Below are 17,734 nucleotides of genomic sequence, written 5' to 3'. Positions count from 1 at the left end.
CCGGCGCACCGCCGGCTTGTGCGAGGAGCTGGAGCGCCAGGGCAAAAGCGACGCCATCAAGCAAAAGACGGGCCTTTTGATTGACGCCTATTTCAGCGCCACCAAGATCAAGTGGATTCTGGACAACGTGCCCGGCGCCCGGGAGAAAGCCCAGCGGGGCGAATTGTTGTTCGGCACTGTGGACACCTGGCTGATTTGGAAGCTCACCGACGGCCACGTCCACGTCACAGACGTGACCAATGCCTCCCGCACCATGCTGTTCAACATTCACACGCTCCAGTGGGACGAGGAGATTTGCTCCTGGCTGGACATTCCCATGCAGATGCTGCCCAAAGTGTGTGACTCCAGCAGTGTGTACGGTTATGTGGAGATGGGCGGCGCCAAGGTGCCCTTGGCGGGCGCCGCCGGCGACCAGCAGGCAGCTTTGTTCGGCCAGGCCTGCTTTGAGCGCGGCCAGGCAAAAAATACCTACGGCACCGGCTGCTTTCTTTTGATGAACACCGGCACACAGCCGGTCGAGAGCAAGAACGGCCTGTTGACCACCGTGGCCATCGGTTTGAACGGGTCGGTGCGCTACGCGCTGGAAGGCAGCGTGTTCGTGGGCGGCGCGGTGATTCAGTGGCTGCGGGACGAGCTGCGCTTAATCAACGAGAGCGCGGACAGCGAATACTTTGCCGGAAAAGTGCGGGATACCGCGGGCGTGTACGTGGTGCCGGCCTTTACGGGGCTGGGCGCGCCTTACTGGGACATGTACGCCCGGGGCGCCATCGTGGGGCTCACCCGGGGCGCAGGCCGCAATCATCTGATCCGGGCCGCGCTGGAGAGCATCGCCTATCAGACCCGGGACGTGCTGGAGGCCATGCAGGCGGACTGCGGTACTTGCTTCTCCGCTCTGAAAGTGGACGGCGGAGCCTCGGCCAACAATCTGCTCATGCAGTTCCAGGCGGACATCACCGGCGTGGCCGTGGAGCGGCCAAAAGTCCGGGAGACCACCGCTCTGGGCGCCGCTTATCTGGCGGGCCTTGCAGTGGGCGTGTGGAAAGATTTGGATGAGATTCGGGGCCAGTGGACGCTGGACAGAGCTTTCCAGCCTGAGATGGACCCCGAAACGGCTGCCCGAAAAGTGGCCGGCTGGCACAAGGCTGTCACCCGTGCGCAGGATTGGGACACACCCGAAACGTAAAGAAAAAAATAAACGCACCCGGTTTCTTCCCAAGAAATCAGGGTGCGTTTTTATGTGGGCCAAAAGCCGTTGGGGCCGGGTGTACCCGGTCCTTTTTTGCGCACAGTTCGTTGATGGTGGTGCCCAGTGCCTGTGCCAGAAGTTCCAGTTCGATGTCTGTGACAAACCGCTCTCCGTTCTCGATGCGCCGAATCATGTGGTGGTCCACATCGTATCCCATCACTTGCAGGCGCGCGGCCAGCCCGCGCTGAGAAAGGCGGGGCGTTTTCGCAAGTCGAATGCGCCGCACATTGGCCCCGCACAAATTATTGGTTCCATCCTCTGCTTTGATTTTGAACACATCGACCTCCTGCTCCAATTGGTAAATACTGTTCAACAACCATTATTTTATGTTAGAATGGGAACAATATTGGTAAATACGATTCAACATTGAAAAGTATTTTAACAAAGAAAGGAAAGGAGAGTGTGAACGAATTGACAGATTTGAAAGTAAAGCGCATTTTCGAGTTGCTGTTGGGAATGTACGATTTAGAGAAGTATTCCCCGCCGGAAGCGGAATATGTGGACAATTTGTTCCGGCCGGGGCAGCCATGCGCGGCGCTTTTAGACAGAGCTTACAGCGCCCGCCGGCGTCTGGGCGAGCGTCTTGGCACGGGGGAAGAGGACGCGGACCTGCTGGAGATGGTGGAATGCTACGAAGCGCTGTGGGAGAAGCTGGCCCTGGCCATGTACGAGTACGGAAAAAACGAGACGACGTGAGGCGCGTATTATAAAAGGAAAAACGGCCGGGTCGCAGGGGCCGAAAAAATCCATGAAAAAAGCCCGCGGGAGAGTTTCCCGCGGGCTTTTTTTAGTTTAAAAATGGGCGTTTGTCTCGTGTGCAAACTCCGCTTTTTCCCGGTTGGAAGCGGCCTGTTCATAGCAAAAGCGCGCCTTTGCGTAGTGAAAATCGCCGCAGCCGCTCTTGGCCATGGCCCAGTGGCGGTTTGCGTCCCGCTCAAAACTGTCCGCCCGCGCGCTGAACATCTCTTCCGGCGTTTTATAGTACCCCATACAAAAAAACTCCTCTCTGTGAACCGTACTTGTTTGAGCGGGCCCTGCTCTTTACAAGTTCATTGTATCACGGAACAACAGGCTAAAAAAGGGGGAGAAAAAATCAAAGAAATGTTCCGGTAATTGAAAAAAACTGCTATAATTAAGAAAAATATGTTCCGTTAATGGAACAAAAACGGGGGAAATCATGCAGTTCTGCGATGTGCTGAGTGTGGAGAATAAACAGCGTTTGAATTTGAGTGCGCATGCGCGCCAAGTATTGTTGCGGGATGTGGGGGCGTTTCAACCGGAGAATGCGCTCAAGAGAGGGGCCGGTCAGCTCTCGTCCAACATTGTCAACCATGTGTTCCGCTGCTTTCGCCAAAAGGCGCACGCGTCGGTCTCCATGACACTGGAACAAAAGCGGCAGGAGCTGGAGCAGTTGTTTGCGCCTTTGCCGGCAAAGGCGTGTGAAAAGGCGGTTGGGCTGTGCTTGGCGGCTTATGAAAAGGAGCTGCGGGAAGAATGTGCCCGCCGGTGCGCAGAGAAAGGGTATTCCTTTTCCATCCGCATCGACCGGGAAAACCTGGAGTTTTTGGCTTCGCCGGAGGGCCAGGCCGAGGCGGACATCTACAAAGGCAGCGTGGGCCATTATGTTAAGGCGGTGCTGGAAGAGTACTGCGAATTGCCCTATACCCAGCGGGAGCGCATCTGTTTTGGGCAGGTGCTGGACAATGTGCATTTGGCTCAGGTGGAAAAAAGAATGCTGCGCCTGACTTTGCACAGCAAAAGCCGGACCGAGGCAGGTGAGCAGAACAACGTGCTGTATCTGAAACCCATTGGTTGCCAGGAGGACGCCGAGCGGCTTTACAACTACGTGGTGGGCATGACGGCGTCCTGCCCGGACGGACCGTGGCAGCCGGGCACGGTGCGCCTGACGTCCATCAAGGCCTGTGTGCGGCAGGCGCGGTCGGGGTTTGTCAGCGCCGAGGAGCGCCGCCGCATTCTGGAAGGCATCCGGCGCCAGGGCGTGCAGTATCTGCCGGAACGCAGCGGCGCCGGCCGGGTGGTGGTGAAGTTTACACCGGAGGGCGAGAAGATGTACCGCCACATGATGCACCTTCGTCCGCTGTATACGGCCAGAGAAGGCAATGTGTACACCTTTTTTTGTACGCTGCGGCAGGCGGACAATTACTTTTTCAAATTCGGTGCTCAGGCGCAGGTGCTGGAACCGAAAACTCTAGCCCAGAGTTTCCAGGAAAAGTACCGGGCAGCAGCCCAAACATACGAGGAGTGAGCACAGGGTTTGCTCCAATCAAAACAGGCCGGTCGGACTGACGTTCGACCGGCCTGTTCTTTTTGCCATCCGGCGGCTTTTTTTGAGAAAATCTTCGGGTTTGTGGCGCAAAAACCGCCCCTTTTGCATGTACTGGTAATAAACGGAAGGAGGGCCAGACATGGAAATCTTGCGTGCACAGAACGTAAGTGAAAAATACCAAGCAGAAAACGGCGAAATAAACGCCTTTGAATCCATTGATTTTAGTGTAAAAAAAGGAGAGTTTCTCAGCATCGTGGGACCGTCCGGCTGCGGCAAGAGCACGCTTTTGTCGGTCATCGCGGGGCTGGTAAAGCCCACCGGCGGCCGGGTGCTGGTGGAGGGCGAAGAGGTGACGGGCACTTCGCCTCACGTGGGCTACATGCTCCAGCGGGACAATCTTCTGGAATGGCGCACCATTTTGGACAACGTGCTGTTCGGGCTGGAGATCCAGCGGGCCAAGACTCCGGAAAACGTGGCGCGGGCCCAGCGGCTTCTGGAGACCTACGGCCTTGCGGAGTTTGCCCGCAAGTATCCGCGTCAGTTGTCGGGGGGCATGCGCCAGCGGGCGGCGCTGATTCGAACTCTGGCGGCCGGGCCGGACATTCTGCTGCTGGACGAGGCTTTTTCGGCTTTGGATTACCAGACACGGCTGGCGGTCACCGACGACGTGTACGGCATTTTGAAAAAAGAGGGCGTCACCACGTTGATGGTCACGCACGACATCCCCGAGAGCATCAGCATGGGGGACAGAGTCATGATATTGTCCGCCCGGCCCGCCCGGGTGCAGGACATTCTGACCATCGATTTCGGTCCGGACCGCACACCTCTTGGCTGCCGGTCCCATGCAAACTTCGCCAAATACTTTGACTACATATGGAAAGAGCTGAGTCAAAATGAAACAACTTGAAATCCCGGTCTCCCCCGAGCGGGCGGAGTACCTGCGCCGGCGCAAACGGCGCAAACGGCAGGTGCTGAGCTGCCAAATCGGCATTCTCGTGTCGTTTTTTCTCCTGTGGGAGGTGCTGGCCCGGGTGGGCATCATCGACAGCTTCATTCTCAGCCAGCCCACCCGTGTTTTGGAAACCTTGTTGAATATGTCCCAGAACCATCTGCTTTTGCACATCGGCGTCACCTTGTACGAGACCCTGACCGGCTTTGTGCTGGGTGTGGCGCTGGGGCTCATCATCGCGGTGGCACTGTGGTGGTCGGGCTTTGCCTCCAGCGTGGCGGAACCCTATCTGGTGGTGCTCAACAGCCTGCCCAAAATCGCCTTGGGCCCGGTCATCATTCTTTTGGTCGGCGCAGGTACGCAGGCGGTCATCTTCATGGCACTTGCCATCTCTCTGGTGGTCACGGTGCTGGAGATGCTGTCGGGCTTTCGCTCCACTGACCCGGAGCTCATCAAAATGGCCCGCACCTTCGGGGCCACCAAGCGCCAGTTGTTCGCCAAAATCGTGCTGCCTGCCAACTTGGGCACGCTGTTCAACTCGCTGAAGATCAACATCGGCCTGTCGCTGGTGGGCGTCATCGCGGGAGAGTTTTTGGTCAGCAAAGCGGGACTTGGCTACTTGATCGTTTACGGCGGTCAGGTGTTCCAGCTCGATTTGGTCATGTCCAGCGTTCTCATTCTGGCGGTGTTGGCCGCTTTGATGTACGAGAGCGTGGTCGTGGCTCAGCGGCTTTTGCAGCGCCGCTTCGGCAAATGACAGATACGGCGCTGTGCCGTTCTGCATACAAGAAAGGATGGGTGTACTGTCTATGAGAAACAAAGTGATCGCGTTGGCGCTTGCGGCCGCTCTGGCCCTGGGCGTTTTAGCAGGATGTGCAAAGACCGAACAGCCGCTGGAAAAAGTCACCGTGTGCGAAGTGACCCACTCCATTTTCTACGCGCCCCAGTACGTGGCCATGGCCCTGGGCTTTTTTGAAGAGGAAGGCCTGGATGTGGAACTGTCCAACGGCGGCGGCGCAGACAAAGTCATGAGCGCGGTGCTGTCCGGCAGCATCGACATCGGATTTGCAGGTCCTGAGGCCAGCATCTACGTGTACAACGAGGGCAAGGAAGACTATACCCAGGTGTTCGCGCAGATGACAAAGCGGGACGGCAGCTTCTTAGTCGCCCGCGAGCCCGACGAGGATTTCACCTGGGACAAATTGAAAGGCGCGCACATTCTGCCCGGCCGCAAGGGCGGCGTGCCCTATATGGCCTTTGAATATGCCATCCGCCAGAACGGCATGGACCCGGCCACGGACATGACCCTGGACACCAGCGTTCAGTTTGACAACATGACCGGCGCCTTTTTGGGCGGCACCGGAGACTACGTGACCATGTTCGAGCCCACCGCCAGCGCCGTGCAGGCCGAAGGCAAGGGTTACATCGTTGCCGCCGTGGGCGACGAGGCCGGCGAGATCCCCTACACCGCTTACTTTGCCAAAAAGAGCTACATCGAGGACAATGCCGAGCTCATCCAGCGTTTTACCAACGCCGTGTACAAGGGCCAGCAGTGGGTGCAGGAACATTCCGCCCGAGAGGTGGCCGAGGTGGTCCAGGACAGCTTTGCGGACACGGATCTGGAGCTTTTGGAGAGCGCGGTGCAGAGCTATCAGGACATCGGCGCGTACAGCACGGACCCGGTGATGACCGAGGAGAGCTTCAACCTTTTGCAGACCGTCATGACCGAGGCGGGCGAATTGACCCAGACCGCCCCCTGGGCCGAGGTGGTCAACAATACCTTTGCCGAGAAAGCCATGGAGGGCTGATGCAAAAAAGCGCGGAGAGATGTCTCTCCGCGCTTTTTTTATTCAAAGGGGTAGCGGATGTTCCAGGCCTTGCGCAAGGCGTCCATCTGCTCCAAAATCCGCAGCGTGGCGGCCCGGGGCATGTCCGGGCACTCCCGTGCGCCGCGGTTCACCGCGTCGACGATGGCGCGCACTTCGTACTCGTAGCCTGTGGCTTCAAAGGGCAGCTCCACAGTTCGGTGTCCGGCGGCATTGTACACGTCCAGGGCCTCGGTGTGCCAGAAATTGCCCCGCAGCGTCACGCGGCCCTTGTCGCCCCACACGGTGGCCGTGTTGGCCAGCACCGCCCGGCCGGTCACAAACAGGCTGGCCAGCCGTCCGTCGGCGTACTCGGCCTGGATCACTTCCTGTACGTCCACGCCGTTTTCGTTCTTCACGCACACGCCTGTGGGCTCGCTCACCGCCGGTCCTAAAGCAATGTCCGCGATGGTCAGCGGATAGATGGAAAGGTCCAGCAGAATGCCCCCGGCCAGTTCCGGCAGGGCAATGCGGGGCTTTTCGGCCACGGCGCAGCCCATGTTGGCGCTCACGCCCAGCACCCGGCCAATTTCGCCCGCGTCCAGAATTTGGCGCAGCCGGTGGATGGCCGGCTGGAACCGGGTCCAGGTGGCCTCGGTCAGCACAAGGCCCTTTTCGTCCGCCAAAGCAAACAGTTCCCGGGCCAGGGTCGCGTTCACGGTCAGGGGCTTTTCGCACAAAACGTGCTTGCCTGCATTGAGGGCCATGCGCACGTGCTGCGGATGGAAATTGTGGGTGCTCCCAATGTACACGATGTCCACATTGGGGTCGGCAAACAGCTCTTCATAGCTGCCGTAGCTCTTGGCAAAGCCGCATTCGCGGGCAAGCTCGGCGGCGCGCTCGGCGCTGCGCGCGGCGATGGCATAGGGCTCTACCATGCCGGGCACGGCGGCGATGGTCTGGGCCATTTTGTGGGCGATGTTGCCCGCAGTCAGAATGGCAAAACGAAGCATAAAAACACTCCTTATGGCATTTTTGTTTCAGTATACATCCAAATTCGGCCGCCGCCAAGGGGTTGCCTCTTCTCTTTTGGCCGCCGGCGTGGTATAACTACACTGGGGGAGTGTGAAAGAATATGACAACAACGTTGCAGACGGGAAAACCGATGTTTACCGGTGCACAGTTGCGCACATTGCTGGTGCCGCTGGTCATCGAACAGATTTTGGTCGTGGCCGTGGGCATGGCCGACACCATGATGGTCTCCGCGGTGGGTGAGGCGGCGGTTTCCGGCGTGTCTTTGGTGGACATGCTGAATTTGCTCATTTCCAATCTGTTTGCAGCACTGGCCACCGGCGGCGCGGTGGTCACCAGCCAGTTTTTGGGCGCGCGCCGCAATGCAGAGGCCCAGCGCTCAGCCGGGCAGCTCGTGCTTTTGACGGTGCTGATCTCGCTGGCCGTGGCCGTATTGTCCGTGGGCCTGCGCTCGCCTCTTTTGCGCCTTGCCTTCGGCGCCATTGAGGACGACGTCATGGACGCAGCCATGCTGTACTGGTTCATCACGGCTTTGTCCTATCCGTTTTTGGCGGTGTACAATGCCTCGGCGGCCTTGTTCCGCTGCCAGAACAACACCCGCTTGGGCGTGGCGGGCGTGGCCATTCCCACGCTGCTCAGCCGGGTGCTGGGCTGTTTGGTGCTCACGGGGCTTTTGTGTCAGGAACACAACGCTTTGCATTTGCGCGTGCAGGATGTGCTGCACGTAGAACCGGGCCTTGTGCGCCGCATCTTGCGCATCGGCATTCCCAGCGCAGTGGAAAACAGCTTGTTCCAGCTCGGCCGCATCATGGTGGTGGGCATCATCGCCGGGTTCGGCACGGTGCAGATCGCGGCCAATGCGGTGGCCAACAATCTGGACGGCTTGGGCTGCATTCCGGGAGATGCGGTCAACCTGGCCATGATCACTGTGGTGGGCCGGTGCATCGGCGCGGGAGATACAAAACAGGCCGCACACTACGCCAAAAAACTGGTGGGACTTGTGTATTTGATGGGTGGCGTGCTGAATATTTCCATTTTGTTGAGTTTGCCGCTGCTTTTGAATTTGTACACCCTGTCGGCTGAGACCGCGGCCCTGGCCACTACGCTGGTGTGGATCCACGACGGGTTCGCCATGCTTTTGTGGCCCGCGTCCTTTACGCTGCCCAACGCTTTGCGCGCCGCGGGCGATGTGCGCTATACCATGTCCGTGTCCATTTTCTCCATCTGGGCCTTCCGGTTCGGATTCGGCTATCTTTTGGGCGCGCAGATGGGCATGGGTGCCGTGGGCATTTGGATCGCCATGCTGCTGGACTGGAGCTTCCGTGGAGTGTGCTTCATCGTGCGGTTTGCACGGGGCAAATGGAAGGAGAAAAAGGTCATCTAGAATTGACCGGGGCAGCAAGGCCCTATATAATAAAGAACAAACACGGCCGTTTCGGGTCGTTTTAGAGGGGGAGACAGAATGGGAACCGTGATTCCGCAGGGCTATGAGTCGGTCCTGGGCCTGTATGAGACCCAAAAGGCCATTGGCCTGATCAAACAGATTTTTCAGACAAAATTGTGCGCGGCGCTGCACCTCAAGCGCGTCACCGCGCCCTTGTTTGTGGACCCGGCCACGGGCCTCAACGACGATTTGAACGGCGTGGAGCGCCCGGTGTCTTTTGACGTGCCCGCCATCGGGCGCGAAGCCGTGGTGGTGCACAGCCTGGCCAAGTGGAAGCGCCTGGCCCTGCACCAGTATGATTTTCACGTGGGCAACGGCCTTGTGACGGATATGAACGCCATCCGCCGGGACGAGGAGATGGACAATCTCCACTCCATCTACGTGGACCAGTGGGACTGGGAGAAAGTCATCGACCGGGATACGCGCAACGAGGCGTATCTGCGCCGCACCGTGCAGGACATTGTCAATGCCATCTGCGGCACGCTGGACGAACTCAAATGGCAGTTCGGCTCTCTGGACACCTCTCTTTGCCGGGACGTGAGTTTCTTCACCAGCCAGGAATTGGAGGACAAGTACCCGGACCTGACCCCGAAAGAGCGGGAGAACGCTGTTTGCAAGGCGCACAAGACGGTATTTATCGAGCAGATCGGCGGCGCTTTGAAGAGCGGCAAACCCCACGACGGCCGCGCGCCGGACTACGACGACTGGCAGCTCAACGGAGACCTTCTGTTCTGGCACGAGCCTCTGGGCTGCGCTTTGGAAATTTCCAGCATGGGCATTCGCGTGGACGCAGAAAGTCTTGCGCGTCAATTGCGGCTGGCCGGGTGTGAAGAGCGGGCAAAGCTGCCTTTCCACGCGGCGCTTTTGCGGGGAGAATTGCCTTTGACCATCGGCGGCGGCATCGGTCAGAGCCGCCTGTGCATGCTTTTGTTGGGCAAGGTCCATGTGGGCGAGGTGCAGGTGTCTCTGTGGGACAAAGCCACCCAGGAGGCCTGCAAAGCCGCGGGCGTGGTGCTGCTATGATGACCGTGCGTCTGGCTCGTTGCGAAGATTTGCCCGCGCTTCAGGCGCTGTACGACGGGGCGCGGCGCTTCATGGCGCAAAACGGCAATCCCGAGCAGTGGAAAACCGGCGGGCCCACCCGCGCCGCGCTGGAACAGGACATTCGCCGGGGCGAGAGCTATGTGTGCGAAGAAGACGGAACTTTGTGCGCGGCGTTCATGTTCCGCGCTCCTGTGGCCGAGGGCGAGACCGAGCCCGATTACGCTTGCATCAACGGCGCCTGGGCCGCTCCCGGCCCTTACGGGGTCATGCACCGGGTGGCCGTGGCCACTCAGGGAAAAGGAGTCGTGGGCTTTTGCATCGACTGGTGCTTTGCAAAGTGCGGCAATCTGCGCATGGACACCCATCGGGACAACCGCCCCATGCGGCGGGCTTTAACGAAAAACGGCTTTGTGTACTGCGGCGTCATCCGTTTGGGGTTTGACGGCAGCGAGCGGCTGGCCTATCAGAAATTGAAATGAGCGGCGGGCGCATGTGCGCCCGCTTTTAGCGTAAGGAGCGTTTTTCATGGCATTTTTTGCGGCGCTGTGCGCCATCAATGCAAAATACATCCACTCCTCTCTGGCGCCTTGGTGCTTGGCCGCCGGGGTGGAGGCCTATGCCCCCGAACTGACGGTGCGGGTGGTGGAGGGCACCATCAACGAGCCGCCCGAGGCCGTTTTGGAGCGCATCTGTGACGGTGCGCCAAAGGCCGTGACCTTTTCGTGCTATCTGTGGAACATCACCGAGACCCTGACCCTGGCAGCGCGGCTGAAACAGCGCCTGCCCGGCGCGGTGGTGGCCCTGGGCGGGCCGGAAGTCAGCTACAACGCGGCCGATGTGCTGCGGGAAAATCCTCAAATCGATTACATCCTCTCCGGCGAGGGCGAGCAGAGTGTGCCCGCCTTTCTGCGGTGTCTTGCTGCCGGCACCGACCCCCTCACAGCAAACATCCCCGGCCTGTGCGGCCGAGAGGGGCAGACCGTGGTGGAAAGCGCGCCCTGTGTTTTGCCTGGGGACGTGCCCAGCCCCTATACGCCGGCGTATCTTTCGGCGCTGGGCGGGCGCATCGCGTACCTGGAGACAAGCCGCGGGTGCCCGTACTCCTGCGCTTTCTGTCTGTCGGGCCGGTGCGGCAAACCCCGCTGGTTCGGGCTGGACCGGGCCTTCCGGGACATTTTGACGCTGGCCAATTCCGGGGCGAAAACGGTCAAGTTCATCGACCGCACGTTCAACGCCAATCCCCGGCACGCCAACGCCATTCTGGCGTTTATTTTGGAACACTACGGCCGGGACATCCCCGCCGGCGTGTGCTTTCATTTTGAAATCGCCGGCGACATTTTAAAAGAGGAGACCTTCCGCCTTTTGGAGCGCATGCCCGTGGGCGCGGTGCAACTGGAGATCGGCATGCAGTCCTTCTGCGAGCGCACCCTCGAGGCCGTGCGCCGCAAAACCGACACAAAGGTGCTCAAAGAGAACATCCGGCGTCTGGTGGAAATGGGCAACATGCACATCCACATCGATTTGATCGCCGGGCTTCCCTTCGAGGACCTTTCCACCTTTGCAAAGAGCTTCGACGAGGGGTACGCCCTGGGTGCGTCCATGCTGCAACTGGGCTTTTTAAAACTGCTGCACGGGGCCGCCATGCGCGAGGAGACGCAGGTGTACCCTTGCGAATTTTCCAAAACGCCTCCTTATGAGGTGCAGTCCACTCCTTGGCTGAGCGAAGAAGACCTGGCTCTTTTGCACAAAACCGAGGACGCGCTGGAGCGGGTGTACAACTCCCGCCGGTTCCGGCGCACGGCCGCCTATGTGCTGGAGGCCTCGGGTATGCGCCCCTTCGATTTTTATACGGCCCTGGGCAAGGCTGCCGGAGACACTGCCCGGATGGACCTGGACGGCTACACCTCCCTTGTGTATGCGTTCTGCCAAACTTTGCCCGGGGTGGACCCGGTGCTTTTGCGGGACGCCATGGTCTGCGACCGGCTTTCCACCAACGCCACGGGCCGCCTGCCCGCCTGTCTGCACATCAAGGACCCGCTTTTGGCAAAGGCCGTGCGCAGTCTGGCCCAAAACCCCGCCACGGCCCCGAAACCCGGCGTGCGCCGGGGCGTCGCGCTTTTGTACGGCGCGCGCCAAGTGGTCTTTGTGGATTACACACAGAAAAATCCCGTCACCGCCAGCTATGTTTTACATCGTGTCCCGATTGACAATTTGTCGGACCGATGATAAAATACTATGGAACAAAATCAAGACGGAGGAGCTGCGGAATGACGTTGTGCAATGTGTTTTTGTTAAATCAGTCCAAAGGCCCTGGCCGTTTTATCGTCTTTTAAACTTTTCCCTTTTTGTGGAAAAGTTTTTTTTTGCCCAAAAGGAGGAACCACATGCTGATTCGCAACGCAATGCTCACGGACGCGCTGGGCGTCCGCGAGGGGGATGTGCTCATTGAAAACGGCACCATCACCGCCGTGGGGAAAAACCTCACTGCCGACGGTCCGGTGCTGGACGCAGGCGGCCTTGTGCTGCTGCCTGCCTTTGTGGATACCCACTGTCATTTCCGCACCCCTGGCTTTGAGTACAAAGAGGACATCGCCAGCGGGTCCCGTGCCGCAGCCCGGGGCGGGTACACGTTTGTCAACTGCATGGCCAACACAAAGCCCGTGTGCTCGTCGGCGGCCATCGCTCAGAGCGTCATGGACGAGGCAAAGCGCATCGGCCTGTGCGATGTGAACCAGTGCATCTCCATCACAAAGGACTTTGACGGCAAGACCGTCAGCCATTTGACCATCCTGCCCCCGAATTTGCGCTTTATCTCCGAGGACGGCAAAGGCGTGCGGGACTCAAAAGTCATGTACGAGGCCATGACCATCGCCGCGAAAAAGGGCCTGACCGTCATGAGCCACGCCGAGGACATGGATTTGTCGCCCATCGACTACCGCCTGGCGGAAAACCTCGAGACTGTGCGCAATCTGTACATCGCCGGAGCCACCGGTGCCAAGCTTCACATGTGCCACGTGAGCACCAAAGAGGCCATGGAGGAGATCCTCCGTGCAAAGGACCGGGGCGTGCGCGTCACCAGCGAAGTCACCCCGCACCACATCTGGTTTTACGACAACGGGTTCCGCGTCAACCCGCCCATCCGGGAAAAAGCGGACGTGGAGTATCTGATCGAGGCCATGGCCGCGGGCCGGGTAGAGGCCATCGGCACGGACCACGCTCCCCACTCTCCCGAGGACAAGGCCAAGGGTGCGCCCGGCATGGTTGGGCTGGAGACGGCCTTCAGCGTGTGCTACACAAAGCTGTGCCGCCAGTGCGGCCTGCCTTTGGAAACGCTGTCCCGCATGATGAGCAAGGGCCCGGCCGAAATTTTGGGCCTGAACAAGGGCCTTCTGGCCGAAGGGTACGACGGCGACGTGGTGCTGGTGGATTTGGAAACTCCCTATGTGGTCAACAAGGACGAGTTCGCCGGCAAGAGCCACAACACCCCCTACGACGGACTGACGCTGTACGGCAAGGTAAAAACCACCGTGAAAGCCGGCGTCATCACTTATAACGAACGATAACGGAGGATACGACAATGCTGCAAATGGACCGACTGTATGAAGCCGTAGAGGCAAAGGGCCCCGTGTGCGTGGGCCTGGACACCGATTTTTCCTATCTGCCAAAGGAGTTTGTGGATTCGTCCCTCACCGCCGGGGAGAACATCTTCCGCTTCAACAAAGAGATCATCGAGGCCACCAAAGACGTGGCCGGCTGCTATAAAGTGCAGATCGCCTATTACGAGTCCTACGGGCTGGACGGCATGCTTGCTTACAAAAACACGCTGGCCTATCTGCGCGAGAAAAACCTTATCGCCATTGCGGACGTCAAGCGCGGCGACATCGCCAAGACCGCCGAGATGTACGCAAAAGCCCACTTTGATGGGGACTTCGAAGCCGATTTCATGACGCTGGCCCCCTACATGGGCATGGACTCCATCGAGCCCTACACCAAGTACATGAAGGAAAAGGGCAAGGGCGTGTTCGTTTTGTGCCGCACCTCCAACGGCGGCGCCAAGGATTTTGAGTACGAGAAACTGGCCGACGGCCGCCATGTGTACGATTTGGTGGGCGATAAAATGACCGCCTTCGGCGAAGATTACATGGGCCAGCACGGCTACTCCAGCATCGGCCTTGTCATCGGCGGCACCCACATCGAAGAGGCCAAGGAGATTCGCGCAAAGTACAAGAACGCCTTCTTCCTGATTCCCGGCTACGGCGCTCAGGGCGGCAAGGCCGAGGACATCGCCCAGTATCTGTCCAACGGCAACGGCGGCACCGTCAACTCCAGCCGCGGCATTCTGCTGGCGTATAAAAAACAGCCCGGCACCGGCTTTGCCGAGGCCGCGTACAACGAGTGCGTGAACATGAAAGGAGCCATTGCCGATGCGTGCAGCAAACTGTGAAGTTGTGGTTTTGCGCAATGAACCGCAGGCGCAGAACATCTATTTGTTGACCGCCCTGTGGGACGCGGCCACCCCCGCGCCCAAAGCGGGCCAGTTTTATATGCTGCGGGCTTGGGCCGCGGACGAGGCGCCGATTCTGTCCCGCCCCATTAGCCTGCACAGTTTTGATGAGTCGCTGCGGGAGGTCTCGTTTTTGTACGAAGTCAAAGGGCAGGGAACGGAAAAGCTGGCGGCCCTTGGCACCGGCGACCGGCTGCAGCTCACCGGCCCCGCGGGCAACGGCTTTCCCATCGAGGGCAAAAAAGTGGCTCTGGCGGGCGGCGGCATCGGCACCGCGCCTTTGCTGCAATTGGCCAAAGAGTTGAAAAACAGCGGCGCCGAGGTGCACTTCTTCGCGGGATTCCGGGACGAGCCCTACCGCCTGGCGGCGTTTGCATCTGTGTGCGACAACGTGCAGATCGCCACGGACACAGGCCGGGTGGGCCATCACGGTTTTGTCACCGACCTTTTGGAGCCGGAACAGTTCGACGTGGTGTACACCTGCGGACCCGAGATCATGATGGAAAAAGTGGCCCGCATGTGCCTTGCAAAAGGTGTGCGGGTGTACGTGAGCAAAGAGGCCAAAATGGCCTGCGGCCTGGGCGCGTGCCTTGGCTGCACCTGCAAATCCAAAAACGGGGGCGTGTCCGTGTGCAAGGACGGCCCCGTGTTCGAGGGGAGTGTGTTCTATGGCTGATCTGCGCGTGAATCTGTGCGGCAAAACCCTGGCCAGCCCCGTCATCGCCGCCTCCGGCACCTTCGGCTTCGGCGTGGAATACGAGAACATCGTGGATTTGAAAAAGCTGGGCGCCGTGTCCGGCAAAGGCCTGACCTTGGAGGGAAAGTACGGCAACGAGGGCGAGCGGCTCTGGGAGACTCCCTCGGGTCTCATCAACTCCATCGGCCTGCAAAACCCGGGCGTGCAGCACTTTATTGACAACGAATTGCCCGACATGCTGGGCATGGGGTGCGCGGCCATGGCCAATCTGGGCGGCTCCACCATCGAGACTTACGAAGAGGGCGCCCGGCTGCTTGACAAAACGGCCATCGACTTCATCGAGCTGAACATCTCCTGCCCCAACGTAAAGGCAGGCGGCATCGCCTACGGCGTCAAGGCCGAAAGCGCCCGGGAAGTGGTGAGCCGGGTGCGCAAATGCACCACAAAACCCATGATCGTCAAGCTCAGCCCCAACGCTGAGAACATCGTGGAGATGGCGCTGGCCTGCGAAGAGGCGGGCGCCGACGGCCTGAGCCTTGTGAATACGTTCCAGGCCATGGCCATTGACCTTGAAAAACGGCGCCCGGTGTTCCATAATGTATTTGCAGGGCTTTCGGGCCCGGCCATCCGTCCCATCGCTCTGCGCATGGTCTATCAGGTGTGCGGCGCGGTCAAAGTGCCTGTGGTGGGCCTGGGAGGCATCGCCACCGCCCACGACGCGCTGGAATTCATCCTGGCCGGCGCCACGGCGGTGCAGGTGGGCACGGCAAACTTTATGGACCCCAAAGCTTGCGAAAAAATCGTGGACGGCATCGGCGAATGGATGGACGCCCACGGGGTCAAAACACTGGACGAAATCCGCGGCGCGGCCCGGGTATAACTCACATCGAACAAAGGAGTATTATCATGAACAACGCATTGGAAATTCTCAAATCCTGCGACGCCTTTTTGGAGGGTCATTTCCTTCTGTCCTCGGGCCGTCATTCTTCCGCTTACTGCCAGATGGCTTTTCTGCAGCAGCACCCCGAAAAATGCGCCCTGGTCATGGAGAACGTGGCCGAGCAACTGAAAGATTTGGACGTGGACGTAATCGTGGGACCGGCCATGGGCGGCATCGTGTACGCTTATGAGCTGGGCCGTCAGATGGGCAAACGCGCCATCTTTACCGAGCGGGTGGACAACGTGATGACCCTGAAACGCTTCGCCATTCACCCGGGTGAAAAGTGCCTCATCGCCGAGGACGTGGTCACCACGGGCATCTCTTCTCTGGAGACAAAGCGCGTCATCGAAGAGGCCGGCGGCGAGTGCTTGGGCATCGTGTGCGTGGTGGACCGCACCAAGGCGGACGCCCCGTCGCCCATTCCCATCCTGGCCAGCGCTGTGAAGCTGGATCTGCCCAACTACCTGCCCGAAGAATGCCCCATCTGCAAAGAGGGCAAGCTGCCTTTGGTGCACCTTGGCAGCCGCAAGATGAAAGAGCAGGCCAAACAGACCCTGTGATTGCCTTTTGAATACCGCACAGAAGAGAGGGATTTCCATGAAAGCATATCTGGTACTGGCCAACGGCATGGTGTTTGAGGGCGAGAACTTTGGCGCCGCAGGCACCAGCGTGGGCGAGGTGGTGTTCAACACCGGCATGGTGGGCTACGAGGAAACGCTCACCGACCCCAGCTACTACGGCCAGATCATCACTCAGACCTACCCCTTGGTGGGCAACTACGGCGTGAACGGCGAGGACGCCGAGTCAAACCGCATCCACGCCTTCGGCTACATCGTGCGCGAAGTGTGCGACGCGCCGTCCAATTTCCGGTGCAAAAAAACACTGGACGCCTTTTTGAAAGAGCAGAACATCATCGGCCTTGCGGGTGTGGACACCCGCCGGCTGACCCGGCTCATCCGTGAGTCCGGCGTCATGAACGGCGCTTTGACCACTGAATACGACAGCGCCGACGCAGTTCTGGCCGACGCGGCTCTGATGGAGCGCATCCGCTCCTACGCAGTCACGGACGCCGTGGACAGCGTCACCGTAGACAAAGAAGAAAGCTACAACGAGCAGGGCAAATACCACGTTGCCCTGATGGATTTCGGCTATAAGCGTAACATTCTGCGCAGTTTGCTGCAGCGGGACTGCAAGGTCACTCTGGTGCCCGGTCGCACCACTGCTGCCCGGCTGAAAGAATTGAACGTGGACGGCGTCATGCTGTCCAACGGCCCCGGCGACCCGGCCGAAAACGTGCAGATCATCGAGAATCTGAAAGACATTCTGGCCATGAATAAGCCCGTGTTCGGCATCTGCCTGGGCCATCAGCTCACGGCCCTGGCCATGGGCGCCAAAACCGCCAAGCTCAAATACGGCCATCGCGGTGTGAACCAGCCTGTCACGGACTTTGCCAAAAACCGCACCTTTATCACCAGCCAGAACCACGGCTACGCGGTGGTGGCGGACACAGTGGACACCTCCATTGCCGAAGTCAGCCACGTGAACGCCAACGACGGCACCGTGGAGGGCGTGCGCTACAAAAACATGCCCTGCTTCACCGTGCAGTTCCATCCCGAGGCCTGCGGCGGTCCCCGGGACACCGGTTATCTCTTCGACGAATTTGTATCCATGATGAAAGGGGGCCATTGAGATGCCCAAAGATCCATCCATTAAAAAGGTGCTGGTCATCGGTTCCGGCCCCATCATCATCGGCCAGGCCGCCGAGTTCGACTATTCCGGCACCCAG

At 59.4% G+C, this 17,734-nt stretch carries 19 protein-coding genes; 16 read left to right on the top strand and 3 right to left on the bottom strand.

Features of this window, described 5'->3' with window-relative positions; genetic code table 11:
- Positions 1-1,183 (top strand): glycerol kinase GlpK (gene glpK, locus AB5H98_RS08605; RefSeq protein WP_367925505.1); only part of this gene is annotated, 1,183 nt, incomplete at its 5' end.
- 37 nt (positions 1,184-1,220) lie between these two features.
- Here glpK and AB5H98_RS08600 read toward each other — a convergent pair.
- The gene (locus tag AB5H98_RS08600) at positions 1,221-1,523 is read right to left on the bottom strand and encodes a helix-turn-helix domain-containing protein (protein ID WP_367925504.1); all 303 of its coding nucleotides are present in this window, start codon (positions 1,521-1,523) and stop codon (positions 1,221-1,223) included.
- Between the two features lie 125 nt (positions 1,524-1,648).
- On the opposite strand from AB5H98_RS08600, the gene AB5H98_RS08595 reads away from it, so the two are divergent.
- A complete protein-coding gene (locus tag AB5H98_RS08595) occupies positions 1,649-1,942 on the top strand; it encodes a hypothetical protein (protein WP_367925503.1) in 294 nt (97 codons plus the stop codon).
- A gap of 96 nt (positions 1,943-2,038) precedes the next feature.
- On the opposite strand, the gene AB5H98_RS08590 is transcribed toward AB5H98_RS08595, so the two are convergent.
- A complete protein-coding gene (locus AB5H98_RS08590; RefSeq protein WP_367925502.1) occupies positions 2,039-2,236 on the bottom strand; it encodes a hypothetical protein in 198 nt (65 codons plus the stop codon).
- 187 nt (positions 2,237-2,423) lie between these two features.
- Here AB5H98_RS08590 and AB5H98_RS08585 point away from each other — a divergent pair, with 187 nt between their 5' ends.
- From AB5H98_RS08585 to AB5H98_RS08570, 4 genes are all read left to right on the top strand, one after another.
- The gene (locus tag AB5H98_RS08585; RefSeq protein ID WP_367925501.1) at positions 2,424-3,512 is read left to right on the top strand and encodes a hypothetical protein; all 1,089 of its coding nucleotides are present in this window, start codon (positions 2,424-2,426) and stop codon (positions 3,510-3,512) included.
- Positions 3,513-3,672: 160 nt separating this feature from the next.
- Entirely contained in the window at positions 3,673-4,440 is a 768-nt protein-coding gene (locus AB5H98_RS08580; protein WP_367925500.1) for an ABC transporter ATP-binding protein, read from the top strand.
- On the top strand, positions 4,427-5,239 hold the full coding sequence (locus tag AB5H98_RS08575; protein WP_367925499.1) for an ABC transporter permease: 813 nt from the start codon (positions 4,427-4,429) through the stop codon (positions 5,237-5,239). The genes AB5H98_RS08580 and AB5H98_RS08575 overlap by 14 nt, the downstream gene beginning before the upstream one ends.
- A 52-nt stretch (positions 5,240-5,291) precedes the next feature.
- A complete protein-coding gene (locus AB5H98_RS08570) occupies positions 5,292-6,290 on the top strand; it encodes an ABC transporter substrate-binding protein (RefSeq protein ID WP_367925498.1) in 999 nt (332 codons plus the stop codon).
- 38 nt (positions 6,291-6,328) lie between these two features.
- Here AB5H98_RS08570 and AB5H98_RS08565 read toward each other — a convergent pair whose 3' ends face one another.
- Entirely contained in the window at positions 6,329-7,300 is a 972-nt protein-coding gene (locus tag AB5H98_RS08565) for a Gfo/Idh/MocA family protein (RefSeq protein ID WP_367925497.1), read from the bottom strand.
- A gap of 122 nt (positions 7,301-7,422) precedes the next feature.
- On the opposite strand from AB5H98_RS08565, the gene AB5H98_RS08560 reads away from it, so the two are divergent.
- The 10 genes from AB5H98_RS08560 to AB5H98_RS08515 all read left to right on the top strand — a co-directional run bounded on the left by AB5H98_RS08560 (position 7,423) and on the right by AB5H98_RS08515 (position 17,637).
- The gene (locus tag AB5H98_RS08560) at positions 7,423-8,703 is read left to right on the top strand and encodes an MATE family efflux transporter (protein WP_367925496.1); all 1,281 of its coding nucleotides are present in this window, start codon (positions 7,423-7,425) and stop codon (positions 8,701-8,703) included.
- Between the two features lie 78 nt (positions 8,704-8,781).
- On the top strand, positions 8,782-9,786 hold the full coding sequence (asnA, locus tag AB5H98_RS08555) for an aspartate--ammonia ligase (RefSeq protein ID WP_367925495.1): 1,005 nt from the start codon (positions 8,782-8,784) through the stop codon (positions 9,784-9,786).
- A complete protein-coding gene (locus AB5H98_RS08550) occupies positions 9,783-10,286 on the top strand; it encodes an N-acetyltransferase family protein (RefSeq protein WP_367925494.1) in 504 nt (167 codons plus the stop codon). The genes asnA and AB5H98_RS08550 overlap by 4 nt, the downstream gene beginning before the upstream one ends.
- A 46-nt stretch (positions 10,287-10,332) precedes the next feature.
- Positions 10,333-12,033, top strand: a complete 1,701-nt coding sequence (locus AB5H98_RS08545; RefSeq protein WP_367925493.1) for a DUF4080 domain-containing protein — start codon at positions 10,333-10,335, stop codon at positions 12,031-12,033.
- Positions 12,034-12,191: 158 nt separating this feature from the next.
- Entirely contained in the window at positions 12,192-13,370 is a 1,179-nt protein-coding gene (locus AB5H98_RS08540; protein ID WP_367925492.1) for a dihydroorotase family protein, read from the top strand.
- Between the two features lie 17 nt (positions 13,371-13,387).
- Entirely contained in the window at positions 13,388-14,251 is an 864-nt protein-coding gene (gene pyrF / locus AB5H98_RS08535; RefSeq protein ID WP_367925507.1) for an orotidine-5'-phosphate decarboxylase, read from the top strand.
- Positions 14,232-14,987 (top strand): dihydroorotate dehydrogenase electron transfer subunit, encoded by a 756-nt coding sequence (locus AB5H98_RS08530; RefSeq protein WP_367925491.1) that lies wholly within the window; start codon positions 14,232-14,234, stop codon positions 14,985-14,987. The genes pyrF and AB5H98_RS08530 overlap by 20 nt, the downstream gene beginning before the upstream one ends.
- Positions 14,980-15,888, top strand: a complete 909-nt coding sequence (locus tag AB5H98_RS08525) for a dihydroorotate dehydrogenase (protein WP_367925490.1) — start codon at positions 14,980-14,982, stop codon at positions 15,886-15,888. Before AB5H98_RS08530 ends, AB5H98_RS08525 begins: the two co-directional genes overlap by 8 nt.
- A gap of 26 nt (positions 15,889-15,914) precedes the next feature.
- Positions 15,915-16,508: an orotate phosphoribosyltransferase gene (gene pyrE / locus AB5H98_RS08520; RefSeq protein ID WP_367925489.1), complete on the top strand. Its 594-nt coding sequence runs from the start codon at positions 15,915-15,917 to the stop codon at positions 16,506-16,508.
- Positions 16,509-16,545: 37 nt separating this feature from the next.
- On the top strand, positions 16,546-17,637 hold the full coding sequence (locus tag AB5H98_RS08515; RefSeq protein WP_367925506.1) for a carbamoyl phosphate synthase small subunit: 1,092 nt from the start codon (positions 16,546-16,548) through the stop codon (positions 17,635-17,637).
- Positions 17,638-17,734 lie beyond the last annotated feature (97 nt).

It is taken from the genome of uncultured Ruthenibacterium sp. (assembly GCF_963558415.1).
GTDB lineage: Bacteria > Bacillota > Clostridia > Oscillospirales > Ruminococcaceae > Ruthenibacterium.
The sequence above is the reverse complement of the archived record's forward strand: the minus strand, read 5'-3'. Positions and strand labels throughout refer to the sequence as shown.